A 12,092-nucleotide genomic window follows, 5' to 3' on the forward strand; every position below is an offset into this window, starting at 1 on the left:
TTGGCGGAGCGGGTGAACGGGATTTTGAAAGGAGAGTTATTGTTGCAAAGCCCGCAGGATTTGACGCAAGCGCGGGAAATGGTGCGTGAAGCAGTGGATATTTACAACGCGGAGCGGCCGCATCATGCGTTGAAATACAGAACCCCCGATGCGGTACATAGGGGGTTCTGAGTAGAGAAATGCTAGTTGAAAATGTGTAAACCTATTTCAGTACTAGACACAATGTGGGAATAAGGCTTAGATAGCCAGAAACCCGAGGATCAGGATGGGGCCGAGCAGGCTCAGGATAAAGCCGGAGACAATGGCCACCGGCACCACCTGAATGCCCCCTGATTTCTGGATGACCGGCAGGGTGAAGTCCAGCGCCGTGGCGCCGCCGTAACCGATAGCCGCCGAGGGGTGGCGTCGCATCAGGACCGGGATGATCAGGATGGCGATAAGCTCGCGGCCAAGATCGTTGATAAAGGCAGCAGAACCGAGCACCGGCCCCAGTTTGTCGGCCACCAGAATGCCGGAGAGCGAATACCAGCCGAAGCTCGAGCTCATCGCCAGACCATGGGTAAAGGGCATGCCCAGCAACTGGGCCGCCAGCAGGCTGCCCAGCCAGCTGCTGAGGATGACGGTGGCGGCTATCTTCATCCCCCAGGGATTGAGCAGGATCTGGCGCAGCCGCATGCCGGAGTTGCGCATCTGCACCCCGATGAGAAACAGCAGCAGCATCAGGGCCCACTCGCTCCACTTGTCGATGGGCAGTGCGCGCAGATCCACCAGTAGACCCAGCAGCACACCGCCGAGCACCACAAAGCAGAGCTGCAGGGATTCCCACAACAGGTGCAACTTGCCCGGCATCTTGGCATCGCTCGCCTCGTGGGTCGGCGGCGTGCGCTTGTCGAGCCACCAGAGGGCCAGCAGGTTGCAGACCGTGATCGCGGTGAGCATCACCCCGGCGACCTTGAAGATCACCGCCAGATTGCTGCCCAGGTTCTCCACATAGGCAAGCCCGAGCCCCATCAGAAACAGAATGAGGTAGACCATCTTGCCCAGACTCTGGTTGACCAGCTTGATCAGCCGGGCAGAGGAGAGGGGAATCAGATAGCCGATTGCCAGTGGCAACAGGATCAGCAACACATTGAGCAGCATCGAGGCCTCGATCACAAAAACTGATAAAAACATCACCTTATCATTACTTATTGGCTCTGTGTCACATATCTATCGCTTTCATGGCCGAAAACAGCCCTTTTGGGGGCAGATTGTTACTTTTTTGCCACAACCTCTCTGTTTGATAAGGTTCTGTGCGAGCCCGAGTGCATCAATGAAATCAAGTTGATCCAATCGGGGGGCCGATATTTCGCTCGGCAAGGGGGTGCATAAAGCCATTTTGGTGCCGGTTTGGCACACATCACGCTTTTCTCTTGCCACTGATATGATTGGGGTATAAAAAGGCGTTATCGGAATAGCCATTGAAACGGCTGTTTATGCAAACAAAGTGCTGAAAAATACGCAAAGAGCGAATAAAAATAGAGCGAATCCCCTGAAGACCCTCGTTCTGTATTGTTTTTTCACTATCCGGGTGATATTTTCGCTGAAGGTTGCCATCGGTTAACTTTTTGTTAAATGGACGATGGTTGAGTCACGCCCCCTGCGGCGTCTAGGGACAGACAAGGTTGTAATGGATGAGCGACGTTGCCGCACTGGAAGTACGTGATCTGCACAAATATTTTGGCACCCACGAAGTGCTCAAGGGCATCGACATGACCGCCCACAAGGGGGATGTGATCTCCCTTATCGGCTCCTCCGGCTCGGGGAAGTCGACCTTTCTTCGCTGTATCAATCTGCTCGAAACCCCCTCATCCGGCACCGTCTCGCTCCATGGCGAGTTGATCCGGATGAAAACCAGCCGCGCCGGCGAGCGGTTGCCCGAGGATATGCGTCAGGTGGAGCGGATCCGCAGCCGACTGGCCATGGTGTTTCAAAGTTTCAATCTCTGGTCACACATGACCATCATGCAGAACATCATCGAAGTGCCGATCCAGGTGCTCAAGGTACCTCGCGCCGAAGCACTGGCCAAGGCAGAGCAACTGCTCAACCGGGTTGGACTCTGGGAGCGGCGTGACTACTATCCCGGCCACCTCTCCGGTGGTCAGCAGCAGCGGGCCGCCATTGCCCGTGCGCTGGCGGTAGAGCCCGAGGTGATGCTGTTTGACGAACCCACCTCGGCGCTGGATCCCGAGCTGGTGGGGGAGGTGCTCGGCCTGATGCGCGAGCTGGCCGAAGAGGGGCGCACCATGCTGGTGGTGACCCACGAGATGTCGTTTGCCCGGGATGTATCTAACAAGGTGATGTTTCTGCATCAGGGGCGGGTGGAAGAGGAGGGCAACCCCAAGGAGATTTTCGCCCATCCCAAATCCGAGCGGTTCAAGCAATTCATCTCCTCCATCTACTGATGGCGGGATGCCTGGTTACCCAATCAACTGTTTTATCAAGGAGAGATACATGAACAAGCTGATGCTGGCGACAGCCGTAGTTACTGCCCTCGCGTCCGGTAGCCTGATGGCCAAGGAGTGGAAAGAGGTCCGGATCGGGGTTGAGGGTGCCTATCCCCCCTTCTCCTGGACCGAGCCCAGTGGCGAGGTGAAAGGTTTTGATATCGACATCGCCAACGCCCTGTGCGAAGAGATGAAAGTGAAGTGCACCCTGGTCAAGCAGGACTGGGACGGCATCATTCCGGCGCTGCTGTCGCGCAAGTTTGACGCCATCATCGCTACCATGGACATCACCGAAGAGCGCAAGAAGAAAGTGGACTTCACCCAGAAGTACCAGCACATTCCGGCCCGCTTCGCCGCCAAGAAGGGCACTGACGTGCAGCTCGACAAAGCCTTTATGGAAGGCAAGTCCGTCGCGGTGCAGCGTGCGACCTCCATGGATACCTTTATTACCGACAACTTCCCCAACGCCACCATCAAGCGTTACGGCACCGCCGATGAAGCGTATCTCGATCTGAAATCCGGTCGTGTGGACTATGTGCTGGCCGACTCTGCCGCCATCACCGACGGTCTGTTGAAGAAAGAGGGCGGTGATGCCTTTGAATTCGTCGGCCCGAAACTGACCGATCCCAAGTGGTTTGGCGAGGGTGCCGGTATTGCGGTGCGCAAGGCTGACAAGGATCTGAAAGAGAAATTCAATGCCGCTATTCTGGCGCTGCGTGCCAATGGCAAGTACAAGGAAATCAACGACAAGTACTTCGAGTTCGACGTTTACGGAGAGTAAAACAAAGAGACGTTTACGGCGAGTAAGTCCAAAGACGTCTACGGCAAGTAACGACAGGTTGATCCCGTCAGTAGTCATCGGGCCCGTCACCTCCCTGAGGGAGTTTACGGGCCCGCATTGATTGCAATGGAGCTGCACATATTTCATTCGGACTGCTATGGAGCCTTCTGGTTAGCAGGTGCGTGAAGATTCAGTGGCGATGGAGCTGCATATGTTTGATTTGAAAGGATACGAAGCCTCGCTGCTGGAGGGCGCCTGGGTCACCCTGGAAGTGGCGCTGGCCTCCCTGCTGCTGGCGTTGCTGCTGGGGATGCTGGGGGCGCTGGCCAAACTCTCTCCCTACAAGTGGGCCCGGGCCATCGCCACCGGCTACACCACCATCATTCGCGGCATCCCCGATCTGGTGCTGATGATGCTGCTCTTCTTTGGCGGCCAGGTGCTGATCAACGGTATCTGCACCTGGGTCAACGAGACTTACAACAGCTGGTTACTGGAGAGTAATCCCAATCAGGAGTGGGTCTCCCTGCTTCCGGACTATATCGACATCAGCCCCTTTGTGGCCGGTGTCGCGACCATCGGCTTTATCTTCGGCGCCTACATGACCGAGACCTTTCGCGGCGCCATTCTGGCGGTGGACAAAGGTGAGCTGGAGGCCGCACGGGCCTTTGGCATGCGGGCAACCCAGGTGTTTGTGCGGATCCTCTTCCCCCAGATGATGCGCCACGCCCTGCCGGGGTTTGGCAACAACTGGCTGGTGCTGCTGAAAACCACCGCGCTGGTCTCCATCATCGGCCTCGATGACATGGTGCGCAAAGCCTCGCTGGCGGCGGGCTCGACCCAGCAACCCTTCACCTTCTACATGGCGGTGGCGTTGATCTTCCTGATCTTCACCGCAGTCTCCACCTCGGCGCTCAAGTGGGCCGAGCGTCATTACGCCATCAAGACGAGGTAAGCCATGGATTTCTCAATCATTCTCAAAGAGTGGCCCACCTACTGGGAGGGGCTCTATACCACCGTCTGGCTGGTGGCCCTCTCTCTGATCCTTGGGTTGATGCTGGCGGTACCCATGGGCATCCTGCGCAACAGCCGCAACTGGCTGATCAAGGGGCCGATCTGGGCCTATATCTACTTCTTTCGCGGCACCCCGCTGCTGGTGCAGCTCTTTATCATCTACTACGGCGCCGCCCAGTGGGAGTGGCTGAAGAACAGTGCCGCCTGGTCGCTCTTCTCCGAAGCCTGGTTCTGTGCTCTGCTGGCCTTCACCCTCAATACCGCCGCCTATACCGCCGAGATCGTGCGCGGGGCGGTACACAATATGCCGCGCGGCCAGATTGAGGCAGCCAACGCCTTTGGCATGACACGCTGGCAGACCCTGACCCGGATCATTTTGCCCAACTCGTTTCGTCGGGCGCTGCCGGCTTACAGCAACGAGGTGATCTTCATGCTGCAAGGCTCGGCGGTGGCGGGCATCATCACCATCGTCGATCTGACCGGCGCGGCGCGGATCATCAACTCCCGCTACTACAGTCCGTTCGAGGCGTTTTTGACCGCAGGGCTGCTCTATATGCTGCTCACCTTTGTCATCGTCTGGCTGTTCAAGAAGTGGGAAGCGCGCTGGCACGCCCACCTGCGCCCGCGCAATGTGTAAGGTGTGATCTGCCAAGATGAGTGAAAATGGCCCCGCCTGTTTGCAGGCGGGGCCATTTTTCATCTTCATCGTCTGCCCGCCCGGTTTGCCAAATGGCGGCCGAGCAGGGAGAATGCAGCACTCCCAAGCGCCGCCAGCCGTTGGCTGCGTGCCTTATTCCCCAGTTCCCGAGGTTTTATGTACCGGATATTGTTTGAGCATCCCGCTTTCCTGGTTATCGACAAGCAGCCCGGCATCGGCATGCACGACGAGAAGGGCGACGGGGAGTCGGTCAATCCGGGGCTGGTCAATCGCGTGAAGGCCGATACCGGGCTGACCCTCTATCCGGTGCACCGGCTCGACAAGATGACCTCCGGCCTGGTGCTGCTAGCCCGCACCACAGAGGCTAATCGCGAGCTGAGTATGGCCTTTGCGGCCCGCGAGGTGAGCAAACAATATCTGGCGCTCTCCGATCGCAAACCCAAGAAGAAGCAGGGTTGGGTGAAGGGGGATATGCAAAAGGGGCGCGGCGGCAGCTGGATGCTGGCGCGTACTCTGGATAATCCTGCCATCAGCTGGTTCGATTCAGTGTCGGTGCGCGAGGGGCTGCGGCTCTATCGCATCAAGCCCCAGACCGGCAAGACCCACCAGATCCGGGTTGCCCTCAAAAGCATCGGTGCCCCCATTCTCGGGGATGAGCGCTATGGCGGTACGCCAGCCGATCGCGGCTATCTGCACGCCTGGCGACTGAGTTTTACGCTGACGGGGGAACCGTTCGATTTTGTCTGCCCGCCCGATGTGGGGAGTGAATTTGTCACTCCCGAGCTCACGGCAGCCATCGCAGCCCTTGCGCCCTGATGCTGATGCGCCCAGCGCCTGACGCCATGATCCATTCAGCGAAAGAGCGTGATCCTGACGGACGTGCGCCGCGCTGGATCCTGGCCGACTTTGACGACACCCTGGCCCCCGGTGACAGCCACGCCGGTCTGCTGCGCTATATCCTGCGCCGCCGGATCTGGCCGCTGCTGCTGTTGCCAGTGATTGCGCTGGGTGGGTTGGTCTATTTGTTGCCAAGTCAGCTGCTACCCAGCCAGCGGCGGCGCGGTATCTCCCTTATCTGGTGGGCCATCACGTTGGGGCTTTCCCCTTTAGGCTGGCGCAAGCTGGTGCGCGCCTATTGCCGCACCAGGCCGGGGCTGTATCGTCAGGCTCGCGAATTGCTGCAAAGCGAGGGCGCGCGCTGCTGGGTGATCTCCGCCAGTCCCTGCGCGCTGGTGCGAGCCCAGCTTCATCAACAACTGCCCGGCCAGTTGCCTCACCGGGTCATTGGCTCGCAGATGCACTACCGTTTTGGCGGCCTGATGCCGCGCTTCTATTGCCACGGCCAGCACAAGCTGTTGCCGGAGATTTGCGCCCTCGATGTCGAGCTGGCGCTTAGCGACAGCCTGCACGATCTGCCACTGCTGGGGTTGGGGAAAGAGGCGTGGCTGATCAATCCAACGCCCACGCGACTGCAAAAAGCCCGGGCCTGCTTGCCCCATCTGATGGTCAAAAACTGGCAACTGTAATGCAAAGCTGACAGCCATGCGGGTCGTCACCGTTTGATCCGCAAGGCCGCAGCTTGAATGTCACAATCCATTTACATTCTTTGCTGCCAGCTGTGAAAAACTATCTGCAACCCGCCTCTTCTCTTCCTGCTACGCCCTGCTTCTAATGAAACAAGTTGTTAACACTTGCCGCACCGCTGGGTGCCGCAATCCGTTTTAACCGAATCAAGAGCAAGGAGCGCCCGATGAATGCCACCTCTTCCGCCACCCATACCATCAATCCGTTAGGCACAGACGGTTTCGAGTTTGTCGAGTACACAGCCCCCGATGCCAAGGGGATTGCCGCCCTCAAGAGCCTGTTTGTTTCGCTCGGGTTTGCCGAGGTCGCCAAGCACAAACACAAGCAGTGCTGGCTCTACCGGCAGGGGGATATCAATTTTGTGGTCAATGCCGAGCCTCACTCCCAGGCGGAGCAGTTTGCCAGCCTGCACGGGCCGAGCGTTTGCGGCATGGCATTTCGGGTGAGCGATGCGGGCAAAGCCCAGCAGTACGCCATCGCCAAGGGGGCCAAGCCCTTTGTCGGCAAGATTGGCCCGATGGAGCTCAATATTCCCGCCATCTACGGTATCGGCGAGAGTACGCTCTCCTTTGTCGACCGTTATGGCGACAAGGGCTCCATCTATGACGTGGATTTTGTCTTCTACCCCGACTGGCAGGCCCGGATGGCAGAGGTAGATGCCGGTCTTATGGAGATCGATCACCTGACCCATAACGTGCATCGCGGCAATATGGATGTCTGGTCCAATTTCTACGAGCGGATTGGCAACTTCCGCGAAATTCGCTACTTCGATATCGAGGGCAAGCTGACCGGGCTGCATTCACGCGCCATGACCGCCCCCTGCGGCAAGATCCGCATCCCCATCAACGAGTCGGCGGATGACAAGTCCCAGATCGAGGAGTACCTGCGCCAGTACAAGGGGGAGGGGATCCAGCACATCGCCATGGCCTCCAGCGATATCTACCAGACCATCCGCACCCTGCGCAGCCGCGGTACCGGCTTTATGCCGACGCCCGATACCTACTACGAGAAGGTGAACAACCGGGTCGAGGGGCATCAGGAGGATTTGGCGGCCCTCAAAGAGCTGCGCATCCTCATCGACGGTTCCCCCACCAAGGATGGCATCCTGTTGCAGATCTTCACCGATACCGTGATAGGGCCGGTCTTCTTCGAGATCATCCAGCGCAAGGGCAACGAAGGGTTTGGTGAGGGCAATTTCAAGGCGCTGTTTGAATCGATCGAGCTGGACCAGATCCGCCGCGGCGTGCTGGATGGCGCCGAGGATGAGAAGGGTGCCCGCAAAGAGGGAGCGAGCGATGCGTAACTGGATTAACTTCCCCCATCGGGAGGGGACCCACTCCCGGCAAGCCCATGCCGACCTGCCGGAACAGGCCATCTATGAGCGCGAGCTGGGGCGCAGCGGCTTTTTCGGCCCCGCCACCCACATGCACCACAAGCATGCCCCCACCGACTGGAGCAGTTGGGAGGGGCCACTGCGGCCACGGCTGTTTGACCTCAATGCCCTCCAGGAAGAGGTGAGCTCGCTTTCCCCCTGGGTGGCCCCCGACATTCTCAGCAACCCCCACTGCCGCTATCGCATCTGGCGGCTCTCCGAGGCGATGCCGTTTCTGGTGCGCAACGCCGACGGCGACGAGCTGCTCTTTATCCACGAGGGGGGCGGCGAGTTCTTCTGCGACTACGGCCACCTGACTCTTCGCGATGGCGACTACGTGGTGATCCCCCGTGGCACCATGTGGCGCATCGAACCCGGCGCGCCCATGTTCATCCTGATGATCGAGGCGACCAACGACAGCTACCAGCTGCCGGATAAGGGGCTGGTGGGCAATCACGCCATCTTCGACCCGGCGGCGCTCGATGTGCCCGCCATCAATGAACGCTTTTTAGCCCAGCAGGATGAGAATCCCTGGTCGCTGCAGGTGAAGCGCCACGATCAGGTATCGGTCATCACTTGGCCCTTCAACCCGCTGGATGCACAAGGGTGGCACGGGGATTTGTGCGTGGTGCGCCTAAACTGGCGGGATATCCGCCCGCTGATGAGCCATCGCTACCATCTGCCGCCGTCGGCTCATTCGACCTTTGTGGCGAGTCGCTTCGTGATTTGTACCTTCGTGCCGCGCCCCATCGAAAGCGATCCCGGCGCCCTCAAGGTGCCCTTCTATCACAGCAACGATGATTACGACGAGGTGCTCTTCTACCATGCCGGGGACTTCTTCAGCCGGGACAATATCGAGCGGGGCATGGTCACCTTCCATCCCGCCGGTTTCACCCACGGCCCCCATCCCAAGGCGTTTGCGGCAGGGCAGGCCTATGCCAAGAAGTTCACCGACGAGGTGGCGGTGATGCTCGATACCCGCGATGCGCTGAACGTTGGCAGTCTGTGCGAAGGGATCGAGAACACCCGGTATGTCTCCAGCTGGCAGCGCCCGGGCGCGGCTGCCGGCAAATAAGGAATCGCTTATGAAATTGGCAACATTGAATAATGGCAAGCGCGATGGCGCTTTGGTGGTGGTGAGCCGGGATCTGACCCGTGCGGTACGGGTGAGCGAGATTGCCCCGACGTTGCAGGCCGCCCTTGATGAGTGGGCCGAGGTTGCCCCCAGGCTCGAGGCTGTCTATCAGCAGCTTAACGAGGGCCGTGCGGTAGAGGCGTTCCCCTTTGATGAAGCGTCTTGCCTCTCTCCGCTGCCGCGTGCCTATCAGTGGGCCGATGGCAGCGCCTACGTCAACCATGTGGAGCTGGTGCGCAAGGCCCGCGGCGCCGAGATGCCGGAAAGCTTCTGGCACGATCCGTTGATGTATCAGGGGGGCTCCGACAGCTTTTTGGCTCCCCGCGGGCCGATTGTGATGGGTTCTGAGGAGTGGGGGATCGATTTCGAGTCGGAGGTGGCCATCATCACCGACGATGTGCCGATGGGGGTGAGCCCGCAGGGGGCCGCCAGCCACGTCAAACTGCTGGTGCTGGTCAACGACGTGAGTCTGCGCAACCTGATCCCGGGGGAGCTGGCCAAGGGCTTTGGTTTCTTCCAGTCCAAACCGTCCAGCGCCTTCTCGCCGGTGGCGATCACCCCGGACGAGCTCGGCGATGACTGGCGTGATGGCAAGGTGCTGCTGCCCCTGCGCACCCATCTGAATGGCGCCCTGTTCGGTGCACCGGATGCCGGGGTGGATATGACCTTCAGCTTCTTCGAGCTGATTGCCCACGCCGCCAAGACACGACCGCTCGGGGCGGGCTGCATCATCGGCTCGGGCACTGTCTCCAACTACGATCGCAGCGCCGGTTCATCCTGCATCGCCGAGCGCCGCATGCTGGAAATTCTTGATTGTGATCAAGCTACAACCTCCTATTTGCAGTTTGGTGATAGAGTGTCGATCGCGATGGAAGATCGCTCTGGCCAAAACCTGTTTGGCACCATCTCTCAACAGGTGGTGCCAGCGAGCGGTCAGGGAGGTTGATGGTCAGCGCCGGTTGGCGGCAAGGATATTCGGGATATGTCCGGATCACGACGAGCCCTCAACCGGTGCCGGATACACAAGGAGGCAGGTGGCGAGCACCTGCCGGGCTTCGGGCCCAGATAAGATGCAGGGACAGATTATGTTGCAGTTGTTTGGCTATTGGCGTTCGTCGGCAAGTTTTCGGGTGCGGATCGTGTTGCAGCTCAAGGGGCTCGCCTACGAGCAGCATCCCATCAATTTGCGGCAAGGCGAGCAGAGCGAGAAGGCTTATCGCCGGATCAACCCACAAGGGCTGGTGCCGTTTCTGGTGGATGGCGATGTGCAGATCGGTCAGTCGGTCGCCATCATGGAGTACCTCGACGAGACCTATCCCGCCTACTCACTGATGCCCTCTTCCCCCGACGCGCGGGCCCGGGTGCGCCAGATCGTCAATATGATCGCTTGCGATATCCACCCGCTCAACAATCTGCGGGTGCTCAACTATCTGGAAGAGCACTTCAGGGCCAACAACGAGCAGGAGGCTCGCTGGTATCGTCACTGGATTGACGAGACCTTCACCGCCCTCGAACAGCTGTTGATGACCACCGCCGGTGTCTACTGCGTCGGCAACGAAGTGACTCTGGCCGACTGCATGCTAGTGCCCCAGGTCTACAACGCCCGCCGCTACGACATGACCCTGGACGATTACCCTACCATCCGCCGCATCGTCGCCAACTGCGAACAGTTGCAAGCCTTTATCAAGGCGGCCCCTGCTAGTCAGCCGGACGCGCAACCCTGATCGGATCGCGCGATGCAGCATTTTGATGGCTAAAGCAGTGAATACTCATTGAGCCAGTGAGATGACTGGCTCGCTCACGAAATATGTTCGCGCTGTTGCCAAAACTCAGCCTGTGTTGTGAACCGCCATGGCTGTCATTCCTGAGTGTTGGAATGGCTGCCATGGTGGGATTGGCCTATTAGTTCTGCATATCCGTGATGTAATAGGTCACGGGGTATGTTGCCGGCTGTTTCATGTCCTGATTCACGAGCCCTACTTTTTTGGCATTTTCAATGTTGTAGATTGCACGTCGACTCTCAGACGAGGTGATGGCCTTTAGCTCCTCTGCCGGAATTTTGGTGCAGGAGGAGTAAATGGTGCGAAAGAGCGAGTTGTATTTTTCAGCATCGTCCAAAATACGCTGTGCCTGATCCGGCTTAAGGTAATCATTGATTTCATTTGCCGCGGCAGCAGGATGAAGTAAGAAAGATGCCATTGGCATGGCATAACGCTGATTCGATGCACAGTAAATTATAGTTGCAGAAGAGGCCACATTTGATGCGTTAATCATATTCAGCTTCGTCGGATTTTTACGCAAAGCCTCGTAGGCCATATACCCGGAGTCCATATCACCGCCCCCACTATTGAGATATATGTCTATATTTTGAATGTTGCGATAATTGCCGTTAATTTCATCAATAGAGGATAACAGCCAGGCCACGGTCTGCGGGTCTATGCCTGCATTGAAGTAGATGGCTGCATTATCTACATCTGTGTCATTGACCGTATTTCCCTTGATGAAAGAAATGTTGGCGTGCACATGTATCGGTAATGCCAGAGCAAGCAGAATTAGTTTTTTTATCGACATAGATACCTCATGGATAACATATTTGGGGACACTTGGTTGCTGACAATATCACTATTTCAAATATCGGCATCTGAAAAATAGATTGCTGTTAATTGATGCCTACATTAATACAGTGTCGGCTACACTGATTTCGCCTCCACATGACGAATGCCATAGTGCCAGTTATGTAGCAGGGGAATACACCACCCCATTCTTCGATACGTGGTGCTCTATCAGAGCCTATGCTCACACTTTCAACGTCGGTTTTATGGGCCATGTTCTGATCGTCTATTTACTCTATTTGCCATAAGAAAAAGCCCTTCACCATGGTGAAGGGCTTTTTGATACCTAATGTCCCGTCCTGAATATGGTTTACACCTTTCCCCCCAATAAATGGAGAACCCGATGGGACAAGGTGTAAAACGGACACAGCGCGATTACTCGCTGACTTTTAAACTGGCACTGGTCGAGCAGATTGAAAAAGGCGAGCTCACCTACAAACAGGCTCAGGTGCG

Annotated in this window: 13 protein-coding genes; 11 read left to right on the forward strand and 2 right to left on the reverse strand. The window is 57.7% G+C overall.

All coding sequences use genetic code 11. The features are described 5' to 3' along the window. A partial coding sequence (locus tag AB5Y84_RS00915) for an integrase core domain-containing protein (RefSeq protein ID WP_201902530.1) occupies window positions 1-171 on the forward strand: 171 nt, incomplete at its 5' end. A gap of 66 nt (window positions 172-237) precedes the next feature. On the opposite strand, the gene AB5Y84_RS00920 is transcribed toward AB5Y84_RS00915, so the two are convergent. After that, on the reverse strand, window positions 238-1,140 hold the full coding sequence (locus tag AB5Y84_RS00920; RefSeq protein ID WP_368176187.1) for a lysine exporter LysO family protein: 903 nt from the start codon (window positions 1,138-1,140) through the stop codon (window positions 238-240). A 533-nt stretch (window positions 1,141-1,673) separates the two neighbouring features. Here AB5Y84_RS00920 and AB5Y84_RS00925 point away from each other — a divergent pair. The 10 genes from AB5Y84_RS00925 (at window position 1,674) to maiA (ending at window position 10,751) form a co-directional block, all read left to right on the forward strand. Then, complete coding sequence (locus tag AB5Y84_RS00925; protein ID WP_005337310.1) at window positions 1,674-2,444, forward strand: ABC transporter ATP-binding protein; 771 nt, start codon at window positions 1,674-1,676, stop codon at window positions 2,442-2,444. 49 nt (window positions 2,445-2,493) lie between these two features. Then, window positions 2,494-3,267: an ABC transporter substrate-binding protein gene (locus AB5Y84_RS00930; protein WP_005337307.1), complete on the forward strand. Its 774-nt coding sequence runs from the start codon at window positions 2,494-2,496 to the stop codon at window positions 3,265-3,267. Between the two features lie 211 nt (window positions 3,268-3,478). Beyond that, window positions 3,479-4,219, forward strand: a complete 741-nt coding sequence (locus AB5Y84_RS00935) for an ABC transporter permease (protein WP_005352911.1) — start codon at window positions 3,479-3,481, stop codon at window positions 4,217-4,219. A 3-nt stretch (window positions 4,220-4,222) separates the two neighbouring features. Continuing rightward, entirely contained in the window at window positions 4,223-4,915 is a 693-nt protein-coding gene (locus AB5Y84_RS00940) for an ABC transporter permease (RefSeq protein WP_005337302.1), read from the forward strand. Window positions 4,916-5,092: 177 nt separating this feature from the next. Continuing rightward, on the forward strand, window positions 5,093-5,752 hold the full coding sequence (locus AB5Y84_RS00945; protein WP_203116596.1) for a TIGR01621 family pseudouridine synthase: 660 nt from the start codon (window positions 5,093-5,095) through the stop codon (window positions 5,750-5,752). A gap of 26 nt (window positions 5,753-5,778) precedes the next feature. Further along, window positions 5,779-6,462 carry an HAD family hydrolase gene (locus AB5Y84_RS00950; RefSeq protein ID WP_368176188.1) on the forward strand — a complete coding sequence of 228 codons (684 nt, stop codon included), beginning with the start codon at window positions 5,779-5,781 and terminating at the stop codon, window positions 6,460-6,462. A gap of 224 nt (window positions 6,463-6,686) precedes the next feature. Further along, window positions 6,687-7,823: a 4-hydroxyphenylpyruvate dioxygenase gene (gene hppD / locus AB5Y84_RS00955; protein WP_201986791.1), complete on the forward strand. Its 1,137-nt coding sequence runs from the start codon at window positions 6,687-6,689 to the stop codon at window positions 7,821-7,823. Next, window positions 7,816-8,967: a homogentisate 1,2-dioxygenase gene (locus AB5Y84_RS00960; RefSeq protein ID WP_201986793.1), complete on the forward strand. Its 1,152-nt coding sequence runs from the start codon at window positions 7,816-7,818 to the stop codon at window positions 8,965-8,967. Before hppD ends, AB5Y84_RS00960 begins: the two co-directional genes overlap by 8 nt. A 10-nt stretch (window positions 8,968-8,977) precedes the next feature. Next, the gene (locus AB5Y84_RS00965; RefSeq protein WP_201986795.1) at window positions 8,978-9,973 is read left to right on the forward strand and encodes a fumarylacetoacetate hydrolase family protein; all 996 of its coding nucleotides are present in this window, start codon (window positions 8,978-8,980) and stop codon (window positions 9,971-9,973) included. A gap of 139 nt (window positions 9,974-10,112) precedes the next feature. After that, the gene (gene maiA / locus AB5Y84_RS00970; RefSeq protein WP_162516186.1) at window positions 10,113-10,751 is read left to right on the forward strand and encodes a maleylacetoacetate isomerase; all 639 of its coding nucleotides are present in this window, start codon (window positions 10,113-10,115) and stop codon (window positions 10,749-10,751) included. Window positions 10,752-10,929: 178 nt separating this feature from the next. Here the strand turns inward: maiA and AB5Y84_RS00975 are convergent, their stop codons facing one another. Then, the gene (locus tag AB5Y84_RS00975) at window positions 10,930-11,598 is read right to left on the reverse strand and encodes an ATP-dependent Clp protease proteolytic subunit (RefSeq protein WP_368176186.1); all 669 of its coding nucleotides are present in this window, start codon (window positions 11,596-11,598) and stop codon (window positions 10,930-10,932) included. Window positions 11,599-12,092: the final 494 nt, after the last annotated feature.

The sequence above is a fragment of the Aeromonas sp. s11 genome (assembly GCF_040907945.1).
GTDB classification, from domain to species: domain Bacteria; phylum Pseudomonadota; class Gammaproteobacteria; order Enterobacterales; family Aeromonadaceae; genus Aeromonas; species Aeromonas veronii.

Bases quoted from the DNA above. Each gene is read 5' to 3' on its own strand.
- AB5Y84_RS00920 (WP_368176187.1), bottom strand. From the start codon at position 1,140: ATGCTGCTCAATGTGTTGCTGATCCTGTTGCCACTGGCAATCGGCTAT.
- AB5Y84_RS00925 (WP_005337310.1), top strand. From the start codon at position 1,674: ATGAGCGACGTTGCCGCACTGGAAGTACGTGATCTGCACAAATATTTT.
- AB5Y84_RS00930 (WP_005337307.1), top strand. From the start codon at position 2,494: ATGAACAAGCTGATGCTGGCGACAGCCGTAGTTACTGCCCTCGCGTCC.
- AB5Y84_RS00935 (WP_005352911.1), top strand. From the start codon at position 3,479: ATGTTTGATTTGAAAGGATACGAAGCCTCGCTGCTGGAGGGCGCCTGG.
- AB5Y84_RS00940 (WP_005337302.1), top strand. From the start codon at position 4,223: ATGGATTTCTCAATCATTCTCAAAGAGTGGCCCACCTACTGGGAGGGG.
- AB5Y84_RS00945 (WP_203116596.1), top strand. From the start codon at position 5,093: ATGTACCGGATATTGTTTGAGCATCCCGCTTTCCTGGTTATCGACAAG.
- AB5Y84_RS00950 (WP_368176188.1), top strand. From the start codon at position 5,779: ATGATCCATTCAGCGAAAGAGCGTGATCCTGACGGACGTGCGCCGCGC.
- hppD (WP_201986791.1), top strand. From the start codon at position 6,687: ATGAATGCCACCTCTTCCGCCACCCATACCATCAATCCGTTAGGCACA.
- AB5Y84_RS00960 (WP_201986793.1), top strand. From the start codon at position 7,816: ATGCGTAACTGGATTAACTTCCCCCATCGGGAGGGGACCCACTCCCGG.
- AB5Y84_RS00965 (WP_201986795.1), top strand. From the start codon at position 8,978: ATGAAATTGGCAACATTGAATAATGGCAAGCGCGATGGCGCTTTGGTG.
- maiA (WP_162516186.1), top strand. From the start codon at position 10,113: ATGTTGCAGTTGTTTGGCTATTGGCGTTCGTCGGCAAGTTTTCGGGTG.
- AB5Y84_RS00975 (WP_368176186.1), bottom strand. From the start codon at position 11,598: ATGTCGATAAAAAAACTAATTCTGCTTGCTCTGGCATTACCGATACAT.